The sequence below is a fragment of the Pseudomaricurvus sp. HS19 genome (genome assembly GCF_009857815.1).
Lineage (GTDB): Bacteria > Pseudomonadota > Gammaproteobacteria > Pseudomonadales > Cellvibrionaceae > Pseudomaricurvus.
Genome location: NZ_WVVW01000001.1, coordinates 1,412,375 through 1,433,916, shown reverse-complemented (window position 1 = coordinate 1,433,916; position 21,542 = coordinate 1,412,375). Strand labels below are relative to the sequence as shown.

The window sequence follows — 21,542 nt, the reverse complement described above, 5'->3', positions numbered from 1 at the left end:
TGTCCGGGATTGGCAGTGACTGTCGATCCCACAGAATGGCACAAAACCATAACAACGAGGAGTTGCAGTGGCAGTACATCTCACCGAAGAAGAACAACTTGAGACCCTCAAACGCTGGTGGGCCGAGAATGGTAAATCCACCGTAGTCGGCGTTGTGCTGGCCGTAGCGGCTTACCTGGGATGGAACTTCTGGCAGGACCAGAAGCAGGTCAGTGCCGAGGCCGCCTCAGCCCAATACCAGATGCTGCTGGAAGCCGTGCAGGTGCAGCCAGGCACCAAATTGCCGGAAGAGAAGCTCGCCACGGCCAAACACCTGGCCGATGAGCTGAAAAGTGCCAGTGGCGGCAGTCTCTACGCCAGCCTCGGCGCGATGGTCAAGGCCAAGGCGCTGCTGGAGAGCGGTGAAGCCGAAGCCGCCGCTGCCGAGCTGCAGTGGGTAATCGACCGCAATACCGATGCGGCGCTGACCAACACCGCAAAAATGCGTCTGGCGCGCCTGCAGATGGCTGCTGAAGAGTACGCTGCGGCTCTGCAGACCGTTGCGGATACCGATGATATCTCCTACAAGGGTGCGTTTGCCGAAGTGCGTGGTGATGTGCTGGTTGCCCAGGGTAAGACCAGTGACGCCCGTGCGGCCTATCAGCTGGCTCTCGACTACCTGGTACAGGATCTGGAAAGCCGTCGTCCCTTGCTGGAAATGAAACTGCAGGACCTGCAGGCCGCGGTTCCGGTTGCGCCGGCAGGTAGCGAAGGTGAGAGTGCCCCGGCAGGAGCCGATTCATGAAGCGGCTGATTGTCGTCGCTATGGCCGCCTTGCTGGCTGCCTGTTCATCCAATGACGAGGTGGATCTGTCGCCGGCGGAGCTGGTGGACATTGAAAAGCCCCGCAAGGTGAAAGTGGTATGGTCAGACGATGTTGGCAGTGGCGCAGGTGAGACCTATGAGCTGCTGCCGATGGCGTCACTCAACGGTCGCATCTACGCCGTCGACAGTGATGGTGATGTCATTGCCTACACCGCCGATCGCGGCAAGGAAGTGTGGGATGCGGATGTTAAGCAGCCGGTTGCCAGTGGTATTGGCGCCGCCGGTGACCTGGTGTTTCTCGGCACCCTGAAAGGCGATGTTATTGCCCTGGACGCGGAAACCGGTGAAGAGCGCTGGCGGGCGAAGGTGAGCAGTGAAGTGCTGGCGCCACCCCAGGGCAATGGCAGTGAAGTGGTGGTACAGACACTGGACGGCCGCCTCTACGCCTTCAGTGCCGATGATGGCAGCCAGATGTGGATGCATGATACTGCGGTGCCAGCCCTTACCCTGCGTGGTACATCGACGCCGCTGGTGACCCCCTCGACCGTGTATGCGGGTTTTGATACCGGCAAAGTGGTGGCGCTCAGCGCTCTCGAAGGCATTCCTTTGTGGGAACAGCGGGTCGCAGTACCCCAGGGGCGTTCCGAGCTGGAGCGGGTTATTGATATCAATGCCGCGCCACTGCTGGTGGGTGAGTTGATTTACGTAGGCAGCTATCAGGGCCGGCTGGTCGCCATCAACCGCAACAACGGTCGCGGAGTCTGGGCACAGCAGGAATCTACTTTTAACGGTTTGTCGGCAGCGGCAGGGTACGTATTCATCGCTACTGCCGACGACAGCGTCAAGGCCTACGATGCCGCCACCGGCCAACTGGTGTGGAGCAACGACCAGCTGGTGCGCCGCAAGTTGGGAGCCCCGCAAACCTTTGGCAGTTTTGTGGCGGTGGCCGACTTTGAGGGCTATGTGCACATTATGAATCAGTCGGATGGCCAGTTTGTGGCCCGCCGCAAAGTGGATGGTGACGGTGTCAGGACACCCATGCTGGGGCTGGGGGATACCCTCTACGTTTACGGCAACAGTGGTGACCTGGAAGCGCTGAACATCCGCTAACATCCCGCTTATGGGGTATACTCGGAGCCAGGGCAGTATGCTCTGGCTTTTTTATTGGGCGGCCGTCCTGGCTCCCGGACTTGCATGAGACAGTCAATGATTCCTGTAATTGCCCTGGTAGGGCGGCCCAATGTGGGCAAATCCACACTCTTCAACTGCCTCACCCGCTCGCGTGACGCGCTGGTGGCGGATTACGCCGGCCTCACCCGCGACCGCAAGTACGGTCAGGGCGAGATGTTCGGCAAGAAGTTTGTGGTCATCGACACCGGCGGTATCAGCGGTGACGAGGAGGGTATCGACGAGGCCATGGCCGGGCAGTCGCTGCAGGCAATCAACGAGGCGGACGCCGTACTGTTTTTGGTGGACTGCCGCGCTGGCCTGACCGCCGCCGACGAGATGATTGCCCGCCACCTGCGGGTTAATCACAAGCGCACCTACGTGGTGGCCAACAAGGTCGACGGCCAGAACTACGATATGGCGGTAGCGCCTTTCTACGAGATGGGCCTGGGTGAGCTCTACCCGACCACGGCCACCCATGGTAAAGGCGTGAAGGGCCTGATGCAGACGGTGCTGGACGAGTTCCCGTCGCAGGAGGAGCCCTCTGACGAAGAGCGGGAGCGCGGCATCAAGATGGCCATCGTCGGCCGTCCCAATGTGGGCAAATCGACGCTGGTAAACCGCATGCTGGGTGAGGACCGGGTGGTGGTCTATGACCAGCCCGGCACTACCCGGGACAGTATCTATATCGACTACGAGCGCAACGAACAGCCCTATACCATCATTGATACCGCCGGTGTGCGGCGGCGCAAAAATGTCCGTGAGACGGTGGAGAAGTTCTCTATCGTCAAGACCCTGCGCGCCATTGAAGATGCCAATGTGGTGATCCTGGTGATGGATGCGCGCGAGGGTATTGTGGATCAGGACCTGCACCTGATGGGGCAGGTGATCGACAGCGGCCGCGCACTGGTGGTGGCGCTCAACAAATGGGATGGTCTGGAGGCGGAGCAGAAGGAGTACATCAAGACGGAGCTGGGACGGCGCCTGCGCTTTATCGACTTTGCCGATGTCCACTTTATCTCGGCGCTGCACGGTACCGGTGTGGGCCATCTCTATGAGTCCGTGGAAAAGGCCTTCAGCTCGGCCACCGACAAGCTCTCCACCAACCAGCTCACCCGTATTCTGGAAGACGCTGTGGCGGTGCATCAGCCCCCCATGCATAACGGTCGTCGTATCAAGTTGCGTTACGCCCACGCCGGTGGCCAGAATCCGCCCATTATTGTGATTCACGGTAACCAGACCGACAAGCTTCCTGGTCACTACACCAAGTACCTGGAGAAAACGTTTCGTCGCGCACTGGATCTGCATGGAACGCCACTGCGTATACAGTACCGGACCACAGAGAACCCCTTCGAGGGACGCAAGAACAAACTAACCGACCGACAGCTGCAGAAGAAGCAGCGCCTGGCGCAGTTCCACCAGAAGCAGAAAAAGAAGAGCAAGAACAAATAATCCAGGGATACAGGAGGCGTTATGCCGTGGTGTACCAGGTCGTAATCAGGACTCTCGCCACCCTGGCAGCGCTGGCTCTCTGGGCCACACCCGCGTTTGCCGATAAGCAGCCCCTGACACTGGGTATCGAAGACAGTTGGCCACCCTACGCCAATAGCAAGGGACAGGGCATCAGTCGCAACCTGGTGGAGGCCGCCATGGAGGCAGTGGAACACCCGGTTGAGTTTGTGGTGAAGCCCTATGCCCGGGTACTGCGCGATGTGGAGTCCGGGCTGCTGGACGGGGGCTTTAATGTCACCCGCCAGGCCAGCACCGAGGCCCGTTTCCTGTTCGGCCAGGAGCCGTTGCTGAAGGCTTCCGCCTCCTATTACTTTGCACCCGGCAAAGCCTTGCCCGTTGAGAGCCCGGCGCAGATCCCCGCCGGTACCCGCATCGCCCTGATCCTTGATTACGAATACGGTAACGATTACGAGCAGGAACGCCTGCGACTGCTGGAGTATCGCGTAGCCAGCCAGCGCCAGATTATCAAAATGCTGCTCGCCGGACGCGTCGACATGGCCATCATGTTCGATGAGGTACTGGAGTGTACCCTGACGCAAATGGAGTTACCTGCCGACGCCCTGAAACGCGGTGCGGTTAATCACGTCAGTGACATCTATGTGGCCTTCCGCCGTGATGATGAACAGTCACAAGCCCATGCGGAGATGCTGGACGAAGGCTTGCAGCGTATCCACCGGCAGGGCCGCTACACGCAGCTGGCGGAGCAGCACCAGCCTTCCGACTGCAATCCCTGATCGGGTTTTCGTCTTACGCCTTAATGCTGTGCCACCTGCGGGTTGCAGGCGCTGCTGAGCACACGGTTTTCGTTGCCCTGCAGGCCGCGAATACTCTCCCCCCTCTGACACTCCCACGCCTGCGGCGGATACTGCCGGTTCCAGGCTTCCATCAACTTGCGTGACGCGGGCGACAGGCGAAAGCGCGGGTAGCTTTCAGCCATATAGAGATAGGTGCGGGCGATGGTGCCGCGGGCGGATTCCGGTGGCTCTGCCTTGCGCTGGTCGATTTTCATGGCGCAGCTGCCGAAGTCCACTTCGCTGCCGGGCAGCAGGGTGAAGTTGTAATTGCTGCGATACGCATTGACTGCGCCGATGGCCGGGTAGAGGTTGTACATATCCGCCTGCATCAGGCGGTATTCGGCGGATGTCCGATCGGCGCAGCGACGGCCCTTGTAACTCTTGCCGCTGCTGTTAACACAACTGGGGTGGCCGTCGCGCCATTCGCTGAAGGTGCGACCAAAGTTCTCTGCAGGAACTACGTGTTCCCATTCGATTCGACCAGCGCGCTTTTCATGGCCGGGGGTGATGAAACCGCTGGGTGCAGTGACCTGCTTGCGGTCGTTGTAGCTGGCGTTGCAGTAGAGGGTAGAGCGATGCTGCACGTGTACCTGCTCGTGCAGCAGGCGTTTGGCGCTCTGAAAACTGTCGATTTGGGTGTTGCCCTGGCCAAAAGCGGCGTTGGCAACCAGTAACAAAAGCAGTAACCAGCGAGTGGGATACACCACAGATTCCCCTGAAAAATGGATACAGGGGCATCATAGTCGCACTTTAGTATGAGAACAAAGCGAGCTTGCGCGGAATGTGATTTGCCGCCCGCCGTCAGTTTTTATCCTTGCGCGGCGGATTGTTTTGCAGCTCCCGGAACAGGCGTTCGCGCAGGTCGGCTTCGATGCGGGGCAGGTGTGTGGCAATCACCTGATCCACCAGTTGCTGCAAGCGCACGGCACTGAGGATGTCGGCGCTGGCATCGGGCTGGAAAGGTGTGCCGGCCTTGAGTTCGTCCACCAGCGAGCGGTTGATGTGCAGTCGCTCGCGAATGTGCTGGGGCAGGAAGGGGTTTTCACCACTGGCTTTGCGGGTGGTGGCCGGTTTGCCGGGGCTTTCCTCGCTGGGAATTGCCTGGTAGGGGCTCCCCTGGGAAGGGCTTTCAAACAGGCTGCGCTGGCCGGGCAGTACACCTGGCGGCAGTACCTGGTTGGCTTCGGCGAGGCGGTCCTCTTCTTCCCACTCATCGTCGATGCTCAGCAGCGCCTGCCGGGTCTCCTCGTCGATGTCGTAGTCATCATCGGTCTCGTCTGTGGCCTCATCAACCAGCTCGCCTTCGGTCTCTTCGTCAGCTTCGTCATCCAGCCCCGACTCCGGCTCTGTGTCGGCAGGGGCCGGTTCCACCGCCGGAAGGCCGGGATCGGTTTCATCCAGGTCCAGATCCATGTTGAGGGAGTTAATGGCTTTGGCGATGTCGTTGTTGGCGTTCTTGCGGTTGCCGGTGATGGCAGCGTCAGGGGCTGGCGTTGCAGGGGCCTCCTGCTCACGCAGGATATCCTGTGCCAGCTCCTCCAGGGTGCTTTCGGGGGCGGCTGCGGCAGGCGTGTCGGAGTTGGGCTGAATGACATCGTTGAGCAGGGGGATATCGTCCCACTCGTCTTCATTCAGCAACGCCTTGATGGACTCCAGTTCGCCCAGCAACTTGTCTTTGGTATCGCCTCGCCTGCTCATGCCTTTGGTCCGATGAAGTTAATCCCGGCGGAGATTGTGGGAGTGAATCGGGTAGCCGCGGTCGCGATAAAACGCGTAGTTGCGGCGGGTGCTTTCCAGCACGTCCGGCTGCTGGCACACCACCTCGGCCAGGCGCTGGAAACGGCTGAAGTAGGCCGGTATCTGCTGCTTCAGGTTGATCAGCAGGTCGTGGTGCTGGCCGCAATCCTCGCCGTAACCGATCAGTACCGGCGCCTGACGTTCTTCACTGCCCTCACAGTCGTGGGGAATAAAACTCTCCGGACGGAAGCTCCACAGCAGCTGGTCTAGCTGCTGTGCTTCTGTCTGGTCGTTAACCGCCACATAGACACTGCTGCCCAGCGCCTGGGCTTTCTGCACCAGGCGGCAGGTAAAGTCGAGGCGATCGGCAGTGTCGGTTTGCGGCAGTATATAGAAATCAACCCGGGTCATGGCGGAACCTGGTCTCAGGCGTGCTGCAACAGGTATTCCACCAACATGGATACCGGGCGGCCACTGGCACCTTTGGCCGCGCCGCCAGTCCAGGCGGTACCGGCAATATCCAGGTGGGCCCAGTCGTAGCTCTTGGTGAAGCGGGAGAGGAAGCAGGCGGCGGTGACACTGCCGGCGCCGGGGGTACCGATGTTGGCGATATCGGCAAAATTACTGTCCAGCTGCTTTTGGTACTCGTCCCACAGGGGCATGTGCCACGCCTTGTCGCCAGCCTTGATGCCGGCGTCGAACAGCTTTTGGGCCAGCTCGTCGCTGTTGCTGTAGAGGCCGCTGGTGTGATTGCCCAGCGCCACAATACAGGCACCGGTGAGGGTCGCTACATCCACCACTGCCTTGGGCTTGAAGCGCTCGGCGTAGGTGAGGGCGTCACACAGTACCAGTCGACCTTCGGCATCGGTGTTGAGGATTTCGATGGTCTGGCCGGACATGGAGGTAACGATATCGCCGGGCTTGGTGGCGCGACCGCTGGGCATGTTCTCGGCGGCTGCCACAATCACCACCAGGTTGATGGGCAGGGCCAGCTCCACCACGGTCTTGAGCGTGCCCAGTACACTGGCGGCACCGCACATGTCGTACTTCATCTCATCCATGGCCGCACCGGGCTTGAGGCTGATACCGCCGGAGTCGAAGGTAATGCCCTTGCCCACCAGTACAGTGGGTTTGGCAGTTTTAGCGCCGCCCTTGTATTCCAGTACGATCAGTTGTGCTTCCTCGTCGCTGCCGGCGGCAACTGACAACAGGGAGCCCATTTTCAATTCGCGCATCTGCTTTTCGTTGAGAATCTTCGCGGTCAGCTTGCTGTTGCCGCGGGCCAGCTTGCGCGCTTCGTTGCTCAGGTAAGTGGGGGTACAGATGTTGCCGGGCAGGTTGCCCAGGTCCTTGCACAGCGCCATACCTTTGGCGATGGCGGTGCCGGTAGCCAGTGCGCTGTTGATGGCGCTGGTCTTTTTGCTGTCGCAGCAGTAGAAACCTTTCTTGAGCGCGATCACTTTGCCATTACCGCTCTTTTGCGCGTTGACCTTGTAGAGCGCGTCGCCGAACAGCTTGGCGGTGTGGCGGGCTTTCCAGGCTTCATCGCGGTCTTTGACGGCTACCTCGGCAATGGCCACCGCCACGTCCTTGGCGGGGGAGGATTTGACGCTGGCGGCGGCTTTTTTGATGGCCTTGTCAAAGTCATCGCCACTGATGGCCTCTTTCTTCTTGCCAAAGCCCAGCAGCAGGATGCGTTGGGCAGCACAGCCTTCCAGCTGTGGCAGGCTGCACACTTCAGCCAGGGTGCCTTCCACGTCGCCCTGCTTGATCAGTTTGCTGATCTGGCCACCACAGGCTTTGTCGACAGCGGCGGTAACGGCGGGTAGTTCGCCCTTTTCAAAAACCGGCAGAACCAGAAAACCGCTGCGCAGTGCTACAGGCGAGGAGGTTTTAGCCTGAAATTCCATAGTGCTTCCCCAAGACAAAAAAGATGGATTACGGGATAATGCCTCGCAACCGGCACGGCCCGTGTGTCTGAAATTCGGTCAGATTGCTGGCGGTTTGTCCTGCTGAGGATGCGTGCATCCAGCCTGCAGACCGATGGCAAATAATAACCACAGTGTACGTTATGCCTGCGGCAGAGCAAGTACTCAGAGGAAGCCAGCGTTGATTATTTTCCGCTATCTCGCCCGGGAAGTTTTGGTCAGTATGTTCGCCGTCAGCGGCGTGCTGTTGCTGATCATTATGAGCGGCCGTTTTGTTAAATACCTCGCCGATGCAGCGGCCGGCAAACTCGACCCCGGTGTGCTATTCGCCATTATCGGTTTTCGCCTGCCCGGTTTCCTGGAACTGATCCTGCCGCTGGGATTGTTTATCGCCTTCCTGCTCGCCTATGGCCGCCTCTACATGGAGAGTGAGATGGTGGTACTGTCCGCCTGTGGCATGAGCCCACGACGGCTGATGTACTACAGCCTCTCCCTGGCCCTGGTGGTTGCTTTACTGGTGGCCTCCCTGAGCCTGGTGATCAGCCCGTTGGGGGTTGCCCGCGCCGAGGCGATTTTCCTGCAGCAGAGCCAGCGCAGTGAATTCGATCACCTGACCCCCGCCCGTTTCCAGAAGACCCAGGGCGGTGCCAGCGTTACCTACGCCGACGAGCTGAGCAGTGATCGCAAGCAGATGCTGAAGGTGTTTATTGCCGAGATGGATACTGCCGAAGAGGGCGAAGCAATCGACCTGGCAGTGATTCGGGCGGCCAGTGGTGAACAGGTAATTGATGAGGCGACTGGCCAGCGTTACCTGCAGCTCACAGACGGGTATCGCTACAGCGGCCAGCCCGGCGATGCTGATTACCGGGTAGTGCACTTTGATCACTACCGGCAGTTGCTGGAGGTTAACAGCAAGAGCAGCAAGCGCTCCAAACGAGCGGACTCGCGGCCAACCCGTGAGCTGTTAACTGCCGACGATTCCGAGGGGGTAGCGGCCCTGCACTGGCGGTTGTCGCTGCCGGTGCTGGTGGTGGTGGTGACCCTGCTGGCGGTGCCGCTGAGTAAAACCAATCCCCGCCAGGGGCGCTATGTGCAGATGATTCCTGCGATCCTGATCTACATTATCTACCTGGTCTCGCTCAACGCCGCCCGCGGTGCGGTGGAGGAGAGCGACGCGTCGCCGTGGAGCAGTATCTGGCTGGTGCACGTTGTGGCCCTGGTGCTGGCCTCTGCACTGTGGCTGTGGCCATCGGTCAAGCGCCGCTTGCGCGCCCGTCGCCTGCAGGAGCTCAGCCATGCGTAAACTCAACCACTACATTGCCCGCAGTGTCAGCGGTGCCGTGATCATGGTGCTGCTGGTGATCGTGTCCCTTGATGCCATCGCCGCGCTGGTGGATCAGCTGGGCGAGCTGGAAGCCAACTACGATTTCACTGAAGCGCTGATCTACGTGGGTTTGACCCTGCCCGGGCGCATCTACGAAAACATTCCTTTCTCGGCGCTGGTGGGCTGCCTGATCGGCCTGGGCCTGCTGGCCAGTTCCAGCGAGCTGGTGGTGATGCGTGCCGCCGGGGTGTCGGTGGCGCAGATCACCTGGGCAGTGATGAAGCCGGTGCTGGTGTTTATCCTGCTTAACCTGGCGCTGGGAGAGTATGTCACGCCGCTGACGGATCAGTTCGCCGAAAGCCGACGTGCCATCGCCCAGGGGGACAAGAAAGCGCTGGAGTCCCGTCACGGTCTTTGGAACCGGGAAGGCGATGAGTTCATGCACTTCAACGCCGTACTGCCCAACGGTCGTCTCTACGGCGTGACCCGCTACCGGTTTGACGAAGAGGGTGAGCTGCGTGCCGCCAGTTTCGCCCGCACCGCTATCTATCAGCGTGACTACTGGCTGGAAGAGAATGGCCGCGAGACGCTGATGGGTGAAGGGCAGGAGACCATCACCACCCGCACCTACAACCAGCGTCGCTGGGATACCGGTTTGTCGCCACGTTTGCTCAATATCCTGGTGCTGGAGCCGGATGCGCTGTCGATCCGCAACCTCTACTCCTACGCCAGCTACCTGCAGCAGCAGGGGCTCGACAGCAAGCAGTACTGGCTGTCGTTCTGGAAGAAGTTGTTGCAGCCGCTGGCCACCGCCAGCCTGGTGTTGATCGCGGTGTCGTTTATCTTCGGCCCGCTGCGGGAGGTGACTACCGGCTATCGCATCTTTATGGGTGTGATCGTGGGGATTGTGTTCCGCATGTCGCAGGACCTGCTGGGCCCTTCAAGCCTGGTGTTCGGCTTCTCGCCCCTGATTGCGGTGCTGTTGCCCATCGGGGTGTGTGTCGTGTTCGGGGTGCTGCTGCTGCGGCGTCAGTAAGCCGCAGCAATCCGCCCATCAGCCCTTCGGCAGCTGCACTACCCGGCTGTTGCTGGCAAGGTCGTGCCAGCTACGGCGCTTTGGATCCAGCAACGCCCACCAGTAGCCCAGCCCGCCCAGCAGCAAGCTGAAGGGTCCCACCAAACCGCGTACCAGTGCCTGCGGCAGGGAAATGGTTGCCGCCCGACCGTCGTGCCGCAGCTGCAATCGCCAGGCTTTCATGCCGATGGTCTGGCCACCGCGGCACCAGAAAAACCAGTAGAACGCCTCGATCACCAGTACCAGCCCGGCAAAGCCAGCCGTGCCCATGGAGGCGCGCTCGTCGGTGGCCAGTGGCGTGTGGAACAATCCATATTTGACGCCCAGGAACGCCGCGCCGTAGCCCATGGCCACCGCTGTCAGTACCAGTGAGTCATAGACCAGGGCGGCCAGACGTTTGAAGAGGCTGGCGTTAGGGTAATCTGCCTGCATAAAAAAAGCCCGCTGAGAGTGCGGGCCGGATTGTACCAAACTCACCTGCTGGCGGGGGCTAAAATTCGTACTCCACCAGCAGCCTGGCTTCATCCTCTGACAGGCGCAGCTTGTACTCCACCTCCTCGGTAATCTGGCCGTTGCCATCGCCATCGGGCACCAGGTTGGTGTTGTTGTAATGCTTGTTGCGCAGCCCGTCCCAGTAAGTGCGAAAGCCCATGCGAAACAGGTAGGAGAGTACCTTGCCGCCCACGCGGATATCGTCGTTGTAGTGCTCCTGTTCCAGCCACTGATGGTTGAGCGCCCTCTGCTCGGCGCTCATCTCGTTATTGCGGATGTACTCCGCCATGGTGGCCAGTTGCTCGTTGCTCATGCCTTTGGCGCCGGAGTCGTAGTGCTGCCTGCTGCTGCGGGCGTGCTTGAGGGGGTTGTAGTAGTTGGGGCGGTCGGGAATATAGGTGGGCGGCGGCACTACGGTGTTTTCCTGCGCGTATGTAAACTGAGGAGTCCCGGCCATAACGACGACAGTCAGCGCAAAGCGGGCACCAGCCTTATGCAGCACAACAGCGCTCCTTATAAATTCAATTCCCTTTGCTCTGAAGTATGGCCCACGCGGGCAGAATTCCCATTTTCCGGAAGAGAAGTCATTTGAGGCCATGAGGATGGGGCGTAAATCAATTACCACCATAAAGGCTCGCCCGGAGGACCGGGCTCCTACAGTGACGTGGGGTAGCGTCGTAGGAGCCTGGTCCTCCGGGCGAGCCATTAAGAGTCCCGAGAGCCAACCCGGAGGGTTTCTGATCGCCAACTGTTATTTGGCGATAATTGCTTAGAAGGTATTTATCTGAAAATCAGGCCGGAACGGCCCGGCGCCAACAGGCGTTATCGTTGGCTGTTTATAAAGGCAGGGGGTTTAAGTGCCCTAGGCAATTTCGGAGGCGGCTTCCGCTTCGTCCAGCGCCTTGGCAGAGAAGTGCACCACCTCGGAGGCGTTCTGCTGGGCTGGCTGGCCAAAGGCAATGGTGCCCTCGCCGATCAGTGGCAGCTCTTCGCGACGCAGGTAGATCTCGCTCTGGTTGGGCTGGGTGATGTAGGTGCCGTTGGTGCTGTGGTCCACCAGCACAAACTTGCCACGCCGGAACACCACTTCACAGTGCTCGCGGGAGGCCAGCGGGTGGCGGATGCAGAGATTGGCGCGGTTGTGGTCGCGGCCCAATACGTAGGGGGTCTGCTGGGGCATGATGGCAATGGTGTCATCGCCGTAGCGCAGGGTGATGTGCAGCAACCCGTTGTGGCTGATGGGGGTGTCGAGGGTCAGGACGCGGGTGGCGTGCTGTACCTGGGTGACGGTCTCCCACAGCAGGCGGTAGATGGTGCGGCAATCGGCATCGCCCTTGAGGTGCAGCTGGTCAAACTGCTGGCAGTCGCTGCGCACGTTATGACCAATGGCCTCGGCGGTGGTATCACTGATCAGGACCTGGCCGGAGCGGGCAATACGGGTCAGGCAGGCGGCGTCATTAACCACATCGCCGAAGACATCTGACTGGTCTACCAGTACCTCGCCGTAGGCGATACCAATGCGCAGGGGCAGGCGGGCGGCAAACTGGGGGGCCTGTTGTTGCAGTGACTGGGCGCAGTCGGTGGCCAGCATGGCGCTGTCGAAGGTCACCAGGATTTCGTCGCCAATGGTTTTAACCAGTACACCATCAAAATGCTCACACATTTCGGTCATGGAGCGCAGCGTCTGGTCGATCTTCTTTTTCGCCCCCTCGTTCCCCAGAGCCTTGTACAGACCGGAGCTGCCGCTGATATCAGCGAACAGGATGGCTTTGGTCTGGCTCGTGGGGGTCATTAATCCTGCCTTGTAAGGGGTGCCGTCGGGCTTGGCGTGACGCATGAAATACTAACAGAAATTGGAGGGGAATTTGTTATATCTATTCGGATGACCCGGTCGTCCGGGATTCCCCGTGGTGTAATAACACCAGTCTGACAAGCAAAACCCCTGCTGGTTTCCCGGCAAATCAGTTATTTACCGGGAAAACCAGGGGCCTGTGTAGGGCGTTTAGATGCCGCCCAGGCACATGTATTTGATTTCCAGGTAGTCGTCCATGCCGTACTTGGAGCCTTCACGGCCGCTGCCGGACTCCTTCACACCGCCAAACGGCGCCATCTCGTTGGAGATAATACCTTCGTTGATACCGACGATGCCGTACTCCAGACCCTCGCCGACGCGGAAGATACGGCCGATATCGCGGGTGTAGAAGTAGGAGGCCAGGCCAAACTCGGTGTCATTGGCCAGGGCGATGGCTTCCTCTTCGGTCTTGAAGCGGAATACCGGTGCTACCGGGCCAAAGATCTCCTCGCGGAAGACGCGCATGTCCGGGGTGGCGTTGGCCAGTACGGTGGGCTCATAGAAGCAGGCGCCCAGATCGGACACCTTGCCGCCGATAGAGGCTTTGGCGCCTTTCTCCATGGCGTCGGCTACCAGAGCCTCTACGTCCTTAACCGCACCGGCGTTGACCAGTGGGCCGTGGGTGACACCGTCGTCGGTACCATTACCCAGCTTGAACTCGGATACGGCAGCAGTCAGCTTCTCAACGAACGCATCGTAAATGCCGTCCTGCACCAGTACGCGGTTGGTACAGACGCAGGTCTGGCCGGAGTTGCGGTATTTGGAGGCCAGCAGGCCGCTGATGGCCGCGTCCAGGTCGGCGTCATCAAACACGATAAACGGCGCGTTGCCGCCCAGCTCCATGGAGGTCTTTTTCACGGTAGCGGCGCACTGCTCCATCAGGGTCTTGCCTACAGGGGTAGAGCCGGTAAAGGTCAGCTTGCGCACCTTGGGGTTGCTGGTCATCTCGCCGCCAATGTCACGGGAGCTCTTGCCGGACACCATATTAAAGATACCCGCAGGGATACCGGCCTCTTCAGCCAGCACACACAGGGCCAGAGCAGACAGCGGGGTCTCCTTGGCAGGTTTGCCCACAAAGCTGCAGCCAGCGGCCAGTGCCGGGGCGGCTTTACGGGTAATCATGGCGTTGGGGAAGTTCCATGGAGTGATGGAGGCCACCACACCCACAGGCTGCTTGATCACCAGGATACGCTTGTCCTTGCTCGGGGCAGGGATGATGTCGCCGTCGATACGCTTGGCCTCTTCGGCAAACCACTCGATGTAGTTGGCGCCGTAGGCGATCTCGCCAGCGGATTCCGCCAGGGTCTTGCCCTGCTCGGCGGTGAGGATTTTCGCCAGGTCGGCCTGGTTCTCCATAATCAGGTTGAACCACTTGCGCAGGATATTGGCGCGCTCTTTGGCAGGCTTGGCCGCCCAGGCAGGCATGGCCGCTTCGGCCGCATCAATGGCCGCGCGGGTCTCGGCAGCACCGTGGCTGGCGATTTCAACAATCAGCTCACCGGTGGCGGGGTTGTACACGGGCAGCATGTCATCGCTTTCGTTCAACCACTGGCCGTTAATATAGGAGCCTTTGGCCAGAAGATCAGGGCGATCAAGGTTCAGCATATCGAATTCCTGTTGATAATCGGGTGGTACAAAATGCCTGCCAGCGGGACGCCGGCGAAACCGCTGGCACCCTCAGGGCCCCCGGGAGAATCCCCGGATTACAGAAACCGGCAATACTACCACCTCCGACCGGGGAAGTGGTACGGAAGTGTGTTGCAGGTGTAAAAAAAATTGAACATCCGAGCTGGAGCAGCGAGGCCAGGGTGGAACCCTAAGCCTTTGATAAACAAGCGCAACGGCATCAGTTGACGGAGCAGGCGCTCCTGCTATAATCGCCGCCTTGCTTGCCGACAGCTTCAGCCTGTCGCCTGTGCCAGAGTGGTGAAATTGGTAGACACAGGGGATTCAAAATCCCCCGCCCTTAAAAGCGTGCCGGTTCGAGTCCGGCCTCTGGTACCATCTCCTTCAGCGCTATGACGCTCGTCATAGCGCTAACCCCCATTAAGCCTTTCCATTTATTGCCGTCTCGCGCGCGCCGTGTGATATAACTTGATGCATGACGTATAAAAGCGTCTGCCACCATAACTTGCGTTCAGGGAGTGAAGTGTGAAGCGGGACATGGAGATAATCCGATCCATATTGCTGGCGGTAGAGGAGGGGGCTGATCCCGACAGAATCGATGGTGCGACCGATGAGCAGACCAGGTACCACCAAGCGTTACTCATAGAAGCTGGACTATTAGACGGCAGCTTCCAGCGCTACCTCCACAACACGACAGAAGTTCCAGACATTGTGCACATCCATAAGCTCACCTGGGAAGGTCATGAATTCATTGATGAGGTCAGGCAAAGCCAAGTCTGGAACACCATCAAATCTGAGTTTAAAGATGCCAGCTTCAGTACAGTGGTAAGCGTTGCCAAGGATCTGGCCGAAGGTTGGGCCAAAAGGAAAGTTCAGCAAATTATTAATCAATGAAGGGATCAGCCATGCGTTTAATAGTGTTTCCCTAACTCTTCTTATCCTTTGTTACCCACTCTGCCAGTGCTCAATGCATAAGTAGAGTTTACCAGCCGTGGATGTTTGGCAGCCTCAGGCAGAATGGTTGTCGCCCCGGCCAATAGTCTTGGAATTGCTGGGATATTTATAAGGTGTCTTTTAGGGGATTCTATGATTGCTGCATTACGGAAAGTGCTAAACACGATACTGATTTTGGGCCTGCTTGTAACGAATGTACTTACGCTGACCAGCTCAGCGGTACATGATGCGCTGTATGGGTTGTTGAACCGGCTTCCAATTTCTGAGTTTCTTAAAAGCAGCCCTACCAGTAAAAACAAGGCTCTGAAGAGTCAGGTCGCAAAGCAGAAACGGATTATTGCTAAGACCAGAAAGGTTTCCAACAATATCTCAAAACGAGCAGTACGTGCTGTTTCTGCTAATGTAGCGTCGATCCCGGCAGAGGCTATACCGTTCGTTGGTGTGGCGTTTATCGTGGGTGTAACAGCTATGGATGTTAAGTTTGCTTGCGACACAATGACAGATCTAGATGAGCTATCCAGCATGATGGATGGCGAAGACCTGGCGGGAGATAGGGCCAAGGTTTGCGGAACAGTTGTACCAACAGCGGACGAAATTGTTGAGAAGTTAAAGGCAGGGTCTTCCTCGGCTTATGAGGCGTTAGGTGGCACTCTCTACGAAATATTCGATAACTGAGGTTTTTAGATCGGGCCGCTCACTGTCCCATGCCCGTGAAAGAGTGGCGCCAAGTACAGGCGGATGGCGTGATTTTGAGGGATCAATGAGGTCAGAGTCTTTGATTGAGGCATTTGGGTATCTGGCTTCTCCCGCTACAGACTATCCAAAACGCTCACCCCACCTACCATTATTCCCAAGCGCGCAATTCTCTTCAGTATCAAACCTGACCTGCCGACGAATATCTTTCAGTTTGATATCAATAGATGCCAGGCTGTCTTTGATCAGAGTACGCATGCCGTCCAGATCTGCCATATCCAAATTGGCGTTGGTGTCGTAAACGCACACCACAGATAACGAACCCGGAAATTGGTCATAGTTGACGAAGTGGGTTAACCACTGAAATCCCGGGGATTGCTGTTGCGCTATTTCACAGGCCTCGGTCAGTACCGTCCTGATGGCGTTTTCGATTTTTTTGTCACTCTTTCTCATCCAGGCTAATTCCGGTCTCTTTGAATTATGGGTAGCTTGCCAGCTCCTCCAGTTTACTCAATCCGGGCTCGATACCGGGTAGGAGTGGGGATCAGTGGGTTGCCTGAACCTCTGTCCGGCCATTATGCTGCGACGCTTGTGAAACTGCCCATTGTATTCGCCACTACTCTGTTTATGAAATTACGCCTGCTCTTCACCGGCTTGGCCCTGCTACCAATGTTGGTCAGTGCTGACACACTGCAACCCTTCGCAAGCGACGGCTGCAGTGCCTTTCCCGACGGTACCTTCGCGCAAAATGAACTGTGGCTGTCCTGCTGCCATGAGCACGATTATGCCTATTGGCAGGGCGGCACCTACGAGCAGCGGCTGGAGGCGGATAAGGCGCTGGAGAGCTGTGTGGCCCGGGTGGGTGAGCCGCAGATTGCGGTGCTGATGCTGGCCGGGGTGCGGGTTGGGGGGACACCGTATCTGCCCACCCGTTTCAGGTGGGGTTATGGTTGGTCTTACCCCAGGGCGTATGGCGAGCTGACGGCTGACGAGCTGGCCCAGATTCAGGCGTTGTCTGTGCGGGTGGGTGGGGCAGGGGATGAGGCTGCCAATACTGGTGAGGCGGCTGAGTAAACGGTTACTTACCCCGGGCACGCCATTGCCGTATCGTCACCGATAGCCCGCTTGCTGCCATTTAGTGCCTCACTCTCCTGAAGGCTCAGGCCAACGGTAAAGATTGATTCAGCTATCACACCTTTCCGCTCCTGATGCTTTATACTGCGCGACCAATTTGATCAACCATCACCCATCTCAACCCGGAACAGTGACGTTTGCGGCGTATTCATGGCGGATAACTCATCAATAATTCGGTATGCCAAAACCGAACAGACCTTGCTGCAGGCGGTTATTAACGCCGTGCCAGCGCCGATCTTCTACAAGGACATCGATGGGCGCTATCTCGGCTGCAATAAAGCCTTTGAAGAGTACATAGGCCTTACCCGCCAGAAGCTGGTGGGGCGTACGGTCTTTGAGCTGTTCAGCCCTGAGCTGGCTCGTGTCTATGCCGAAGCTGATCAGGTATTGCTCGATAACAATGGCGAGCAGATCTATGAAGCCCAGGTAAGGTACGCCGACGGTTCTTTGCGGGACGTTATGTTCCATAAGGCCACCTTTAATGCCCTTACCGAAAACCTGTCCGGCCTGGTGGGGGTCATCCTCGATATTACCGAGCGCAAGAAGGTAGAGCTCAAGTACCGCAGGTTGGCCCATACCGATACGGTGACGCAGATCGACAATCGCTTCTCGTTTATGCACAACATCGAGACAGCGATCGCGCAACTGTCAGAGGGTAACCGGCGGGTGGCCCTGATGATGATCGACCTGGATGACTTCAAGAGCATCAATGACAGTTATGGCCATCTGCAGGGGGACAGGGTGCTGGCGGAAGTGGCCCGGCGCCTGAAGCAGTCCGTACGCAGTATCGATCGGGTGGCCCGGCTGGGGGGGGACGAGTTCGCTGTGCTTATCCAGGACCCGGTTAACCTGCCCCATGACCTGGCTGAATTGGCAAATCGGATACTGGAGGCCAATCAGCAACCGATTGCGCTGGGTGATAAGACAATGCTGAATTTGCGCATCAGTATTGGTATCGCCGTGGCCCCGGACAATGCCAGCGATGTGGATGGCCTGATGCATTGTGCTGACCTGGCGTTGTACCGGGTGAAAGAGTCAGGGAAAAACGACTTTCATCTCTATGAGATCAGTGACGAGCCGGTGGAAGGGTAAGTCTGCCGATTGCCGTTGCATTGGCCAATCCCGGTAAAGTTATTACCCCTATCCGCCTTGCGGGCCCGTTGATATCCCCTTTCCTGCAACACTCACGCCCTGTTGTTTTTGATAAAGGCTTCGAACGCTTCCGGCCGAATCGGGGGGCTGTAGAGGTAGCCCTGGAACTCATCGCAACCGTTCTGCTTCAGCAGGTTTAACTGCACTTCATTCTCCACACCTTCGGCGATAATACGCAGCCCGAGGATGTGCCCCATGAGGATGATGGCCGACACAATGGATGCATCATTCTCATTCTGTTCCAGTTCGCTGATAAAGGAACGGTCGATTTTGAGGTGTTCAACCGGCAGCCGCTTCAGGTACGAGAGTGATGAATAGCCGGTGCCGAAATCGTCCAGCGAGATGGTGATGCCGTGGCGCCTGAGGTTATCGAAACACTCGATGGTCTGCTCGATATTGTTGAGCAGCATGGACTCCGTGACTTCCAGCTCCAGCAGCTCCGGCGGCAGGCCGGTGGCATCGATCACCTGCATCACTTTCTGGTAGAGGAATTTGCTGTCCAGTTGCCGGGCGGAAAGGTTGACGGCAATCTTTAACCCGGCCTTATAGGCGTCTTGCCAAACCTTGGCCTGTCGGCAGGCTTCCAGCAGTACCCAGGTGCCCAGCAGTTCTATCAGCCCGCACTCTTCTGCCACAGGGATAAATTCTGTGGGAGGGATGGGGCCCAGGGTTGGGTGATCCCAGCGGATCAGCGCTTCTGCACCGGTCAGCTCACCGGTTTTTATGTCAATCTTGGGCTGATAGCAGAGATGGAACTGGTCGTCTTCCAGCGCTTCGCGCATACCATCTTCAATCAGGCTGCGGCGGGTAATGTCATCCAGCATGGCGGGGGAGAAGAACTTGAAGTTGTTCTTGCTCTCATCGCGGATGGCCCCGTGGCAAATGGTGGCATGCTTGATGATGGTGTCTGCATCCTGGCCGTTATCCGGGTAGGCAGCGGCGCCGATATTGACGGACAGGTAAAATTTGTTTTTGCCCGAGCTGCCTACATTAATGGGCTCCGACAGCAAGGTGGCCACCCGGTCGATCACGCCCTGAATGTCCTGCAGGGAGGTTATGTTTTCCAGCAGGGCAATGAACTTGCTGTGTTCCAGTCGCGCCAGTACGCATTGCTCGCCGATGGCTTCGTGCAGGGCCCTGGCGGCACTTTGCAATAGGGCATCGCCCGCCTGGTGGCCGCCCCGTTCATGGGCCTGGCTGAACTTGTTGATACCGATGACCAGAACCGCGCACTGGGTAGCTTTGATGCTGGCCCGGGCAATAGCGTCACTTAGGACATTGTTAAACGACCGGTGGTTGGGCAGGCCGGTGAGGTCATCGTAATAGGCGAGGCTGGACAGCTCCCTGGTACGCACATCGATAAAGGTAAACAGGCCGTCGGCCACCAGCTCATACACGTCCGGCATGGGGGGCTCAAGGCGCTCGCCGGTAGCTACGTATTCCTGATGGTTTGCGCCTTCCCGCAGCGAGACGATGGTTGAACTGAAGTTCAGCAAGTGTGGCTGATCCCGGGTATAAAACTCACCCAGGGTAAACAGGCCCGCTGTCGGGGCTACGGTGCCAAGCTTGTCGATCTCATACTCCACCACATTACGGGGGAGAAAAAGTTTTCGGCCGATGCAGTAGTAGGCAAAGATAATATCGGGCTGGCTGAAGTTCTGCCGCAAGCGGTCTGTCAGCAGGTTTTCGTTGGCGATGGCTTTGGGGTTGCCATAGCCGATATAGACGCTGTCCCCTTCGCAGATATTGCCCGACACCACAAACGATTCACCCTCCACTCCAATAATGCCCCGGGCGATCAGGTCGTTACCCCGTTTCAGCATCAGCGGGAAGGCCGAGCCGGCGCCGGGCATGGCGTCCACCACGCCATCACCCAGGTAGTGCCGGAAGAGGGCGGCGGGGGTCTGGTAGGAGATCTCATCCACCCGGTTGGCGGTCGCTTTGGTAACCACATACTCCTGGCCGACCGGTTGCCAGCCGAAGGACTGGTCGGTATAGACCTGCAGGCTGTCCGAGCTGAGGCTGATCATGACCGCGCCGTTGGGAATTACGCGGGTGCCCGCCACCACAAAGGTATCGGTAAAGGTCGGCGTGGCTGCCACACCGCCTGCGATTAAAACGTCGGGCGCAACGGCATGGATACCCTTGATGTACTCCTCGCCATTGATGGATTCGGCATCGCAGAAGGTGATGAACAGGCGGGCGTTCTCCGCCCCCAGCTCGCGGGCCAGCAGCTCGCCGGCGCTATGGCTGTCAGGGGCATTTTCCAGGTAGGCGAACTTCAGTGTGGTGCTCTCAAAGCCGATGATGGTCAGGTTGAGAGAACCGTAGTCGAGGATGGTGGAGTTGGTGACGACGGCATCGCTGGAGGCGCCGACAATGACCGCCTGGGGTAACCGTTCTGCCAGCAGGTCGAGCACTTCAATTAACTGCTCTTGCCGGGGCAGGGATGAGAAGACCTGGATAAGGATAGAGTCAAATGCCTGAAAGCGATTGATGACGCTCAGGTCGGGGGATTCACCACCCTGTAGTGAAATGATGTCTACCTGCATATTGCCAAATCCGTACTGCCAACTGCCTTACACAACCCTGGAACCGGTGAGCGCGTTCACCGACAGGGGAAGACCCGTGGGATCAATTGAGTAGGGGAGGCCCGAATGCAGATGATTCTCAACATTCGCCATGCCTGTCAGTGCCCTTTGTTAATCATACTAACATCAGCAATGAGCCGTCGGCAGCATCTTACGGGGACCGGATAGTTGCTCTGGTTGGCAAAATGGTCAGTAGGTGGCGGCCGATTTGTTGGTTTGCAAGGTGAGCTGCAAGTTGACTACCCCGGTTTGCTGGCGGTCGGCCTGCAGATCCTTGATGGTCAACCCCTGGCTCTCGAGCTGGTACAGCCAGTGCAAGCCGGCATCGAAGGTGACGTTCTCCAACCACAACCGCAGGTCGCCGTTGGCTTCCGGTTGAAGCCGTTTGATGGTCAGCGACAACTCTCTGGCGCTGGTGTTAACGATAGTCAGTGGAGGGCTGTTACTGGTTGCAGGTTTGTTGGCGGCGCGGGATGCCTGCAACGGACGGAGTATGGCTTCCTGACTCTGCAGCCACTGATAGAGTGAGTGCTGGCTGTCAAACTCCGCACGGGCCTGCTGGTGAAAGTGGGTGATGGGCAGCCACACCCCGAAGACCAGCAACAGCCCGGCCGCGAACAGCGCCAGCCCGGCAAGGGCGGTGCGATCCCGTTGGGGGAGTGGCTGCCAAAGGGCGTGGAGGCGCAACACTACTGGTTTCAACATGG

General features: G+C 58.4%; 21 protein-coding genes and 1 tRNA gene. 11 read left to right on the top strand and 11 right to left on the bottom strand.

The window, feature by feature from the left end:
• Positions 1-67: 67 nt before the first annotated feature.
• From GSF27_RS06450 to GSF27_RS06435, 4 genes are all read left to right on the top strand, one after another.
• Complete coding sequence (locus GSF27_RS06450; protein WP_160966841.1) at positions 68-784, top strand: tetratricopeptide repeat protein; 717 nt, start codon at positions 68-70, stop codon at positions 782-784.
• Complete coding sequence (gene bamB / locus GSF27_RS06445) at positions 781-1,914, top strand: outer membrane protein assembly factor BamB (RefSeq protein WP_160966839.1); 1,134 nt, start codon at positions 781-783, stop codon at positions 1,912-1,914. Before GSF27_RS06450 ends, bamB begins: the two co-directional genes overlap by 4 nt.
• 96 nt (positions 1,915-2,010) lie before the next feature.
• The gene (gene der / locus GSF27_RS06440) at positions 2,011-3,423 is read left to right on the top strand and encodes a ribosome biogenesis GTPase Der (RefSeq protein ID WP_160966837.1); all 1,413 of its coding nucleotides are present in this window, start codon (positions 2,011-2,013) and stop codon (positions 3,421-3,423) included.
• Between the two features lie 26 nt (positions 3,424-3,449).
• The gene (locus tag GSF27_RS06435; protein ID WP_160966835.1) at positions 3,450-4,217 is read left to right on the top strand and encodes a transporter substrate-binding domain-containing protein; all 768 of its coding nucleotides are present in this window, start codon (positions 3,450-3,452) and stop codon (positions 4,215-4,217) included.
• Between the two features lie 20 nt (positions 4,218-4,237).
• Here GSF27_RS06435 and GSF27_RS06430 read toward each other — a convergent pair whose 3' ends face one another.
• From GSF27_RS06430 to GSF27_RS06415, 4 genes are all read right to left on the bottom strand, one after another.
• The gene (locus GSF27_RS06430) at positions 4,238-4,984 is read right to left on the bottom strand and encodes an endonuclease (protein WP_160966833.1); all 747 of its coding nucleotides are present in this window, start codon (positions 4,982-4,984) and stop codon (positions 4,238-4,240) included.
• A gap of 94 nt (positions 4,985-5,078) precedes the next feature.
• The gene (locus GSF27_RS06425; protein ID WP_160966831.1) at positions 5,079-5,975 is read right to left on the bottom strand and encodes a hypothetical protein; all 897 of its coding nucleotides are present in this window, start codon (positions 5,973-5,975) and stop codon (positions 5,079-5,081) included.
• Between the two features lie 18 nt (positions 5,976-5,993).
• Positions 5,994-6,425 (bottom strand): DNA polymerase III subunit chi, encoded by a 432-nt coding sequence (locus tag GSF27_RS06420; protein ID WP_160966829.1) that lies wholly within the window; start codon positions 6,423-6,425, stop codon positions 5,994-5,996.
• Between the two features lie 14 nt (positions 6,426-6,439).
• Entirely contained in the window at positions 6,440-7,924 is a 1,485-nt protein-coding gene (locus tag GSF27_RS06415; RefSeq protein WP_160966827.1) for a leucyl aminopeptidase, read from the bottom strand.
• Between the two features lie 199 nt (positions 7,925-8,123).
• Here GSF27_RS06415 and lptF point away from each other — a divergent pair, with 199 nt between their 5' ends.
• Together lptF and lptG are read left to right on the top strand one after the other, a co-directional pair.
• Positions 8,124-9,245 (top strand): LPS export ABC transporter permease LptF, encoded by a 1,122-nt coding sequence (gene lptF, locus GSF27_RS06410; RefSeq protein ID WP_160966825.1) that lies wholly within the window; start codon positions 8,124-8,126, stop codon positions 9,243-9,245.
• Positions 9,238-10,302 carry an LPS export ABC transporter permease LptG gene (gene lptG / locus GSF27_RS06405; RefSeq protein WP_160966823.1) on the top strand — a complete coding sequence of 355 codons (1,065 nt, stop codon included), beginning with the start codon at positions 9,238-9,240 and terminating at the stop codon, positions 10,300-10,302. The genes lptF and lptG overlap by 8 nt, the downstream gene beginning before the upstream one ends.
• An 18-nt stretch (positions 10,303-10,320) precedes the next feature.
• On the opposite strand, the gene GSF27_RS06400 is transcribed toward lptG, so the two are convergent.
• From GSF27_RS06400 to GSF27_RS06385, 4 genes are all read right to left on the bottom strand, one after another.
• Positions 10,321-10,773, bottom strand: coding sequence for an RDD family protein (locus GSF27_RS06400; RefSeq protein ID WP_160966822.1), 453 nt, complete (start codon positions 10,771-10,773; stop codon positions 10,321-10,323).
• A gap of 58 nt (positions 10,774-10,831) precedes the next feature.
• Positions 10,832-11,335: a hypothetical protein gene (locus GSF27_RS06395; RefSeq protein WP_160966820.1), complete on the bottom strand. Its 504-nt coding sequence runs from the start codon at positions 11,333-11,335 to the stop codon at positions 10,832-10,834.
• A 360-nt stretch (positions 11,336-11,695) separates the two neighbouring features.
• Entirely contained in the window at positions 11,696-12,625 is a 930-nt protein-coding gene (locus tag GSF27_RS06390; protein WP_160966818.1) for an adenylate/guanylate cyclase domain-containing protein, read from the bottom strand.
• Between the two features lie 210 nt (positions 12,626-12,835).
• Positions 12,836-14,290, bottom strand: coding sequence for an NAD-dependent succinate-semialdehyde dehydrogenase (locus GSF27_RS06385; protein ID WP_160966816.1), 1,455 nt, complete (start codon positions 14,288-14,290; stop codon positions 12,836-12,838).
• A gap of 312 nt (positions 14,291-14,602) precedes the next feature.
• On the opposite strand from GSF27_RS06385, the gene GSF27_RS06380 reads away from it, so the two are divergent.
• The 3 genes from GSF27_RS06380 (at position 14,603) to GSF27_RS06370 (ending at position 15,940) form a co-directional block, all read left to right on the top strand.
• Positions 14,603-14,689: transfer RNA gene (locus tag GSF27_RS06380), tRNA-Leu, on the top strand.
• Between the two features lie 147 nt (positions 14,690-14,836).
• Positions 14,837-15,205, top strand: a complete 369-nt coding sequence (locus GSF27_RS06375; protein WP_160966814.1) for a DUF2513 domain-containing protein — start codon at positions 14,837-14,839, stop codon at positions 15,203-15,205.
• A 192-nt stretch (positions 15,206-15,397) separates the two neighbouring features.
• Positions 15,398-15,940 (top strand): hypothetical protein, encoded by a 543-nt coding sequence (locus GSF27_RS06370; RefSeq protein WP_160966812.1) that lies wholly within the window; start codon positions 15,398-15,400, stop codon positions 15,938-15,940.
• Positions 15,941-16,081: 141 nt separating this feature from the next.
• On the opposite strand, the gene GSF27_RS06365 is transcribed toward GSF27_RS06370, so the two are convergent.
• Positions 16,082-16,411, bottom strand: coding sequence for a hypothetical protein (locus GSF27_RS06365; protein ID WP_160966810.1), 330 nt, complete (start codon positions 16,409-16,411; stop codon positions 16,082-16,084).
• 138 nt (positions 16,412-16,549) lie between these two features.
• Here GSF27_RS06365 and GSF27_RS06360 point away from each other — a divergent pair, with 138 nt between their 5' ends.
• Positions 16,550-17,032, top strand: a complete 483-nt coding sequence (locus GSF27_RS06360; protein WP_370462569.1) for an FAD-binding oxidoreductase — start codon at positions 16,550-16,552, stop codon at positions 17,030-17,032.
• Positions 17,033-17,242: 210 nt separating this feature from the next.
• Complete coding sequence (locus GSF27_RS06355; protein ID WP_160966808.1) at positions 17,243-18,184, top strand: GGDEF domain-containing protein; 942 nt, start codon at positions 17,243-17,245, stop codon at positions 18,182-18,184.
• 92 nt (positions 18,185-18,276) lie between these two features.
• On the opposite strand, the gene GSF27_RS06350 is transcribed toward GSF27_RS06355, so the two are convergent.
• Positions 18,277-20,796, bottom strand: coding sequence for an EAL domain-containing protein (locus GSF27_RS06350; RefSeq protein ID WP_160966796.1), 2,520 nt, complete (start codon positions 20,794-20,796; stop codon positions 18,277-18,279).
• Between the two features lie 228 nt (positions 20,797-21,024).
• Positions 21,025-21,540, bottom strand: a complete 516-nt coding sequence (gene gspM, locus GSF27_RS06345; protein ID WP_160966794.1) for a type II secretion system protein GspM — start codon at positions 21,538-21,540, stop codon at positions 21,025-21,027.
• Positions 21,541-21,542: the final 2 nt, after the last annotated feature.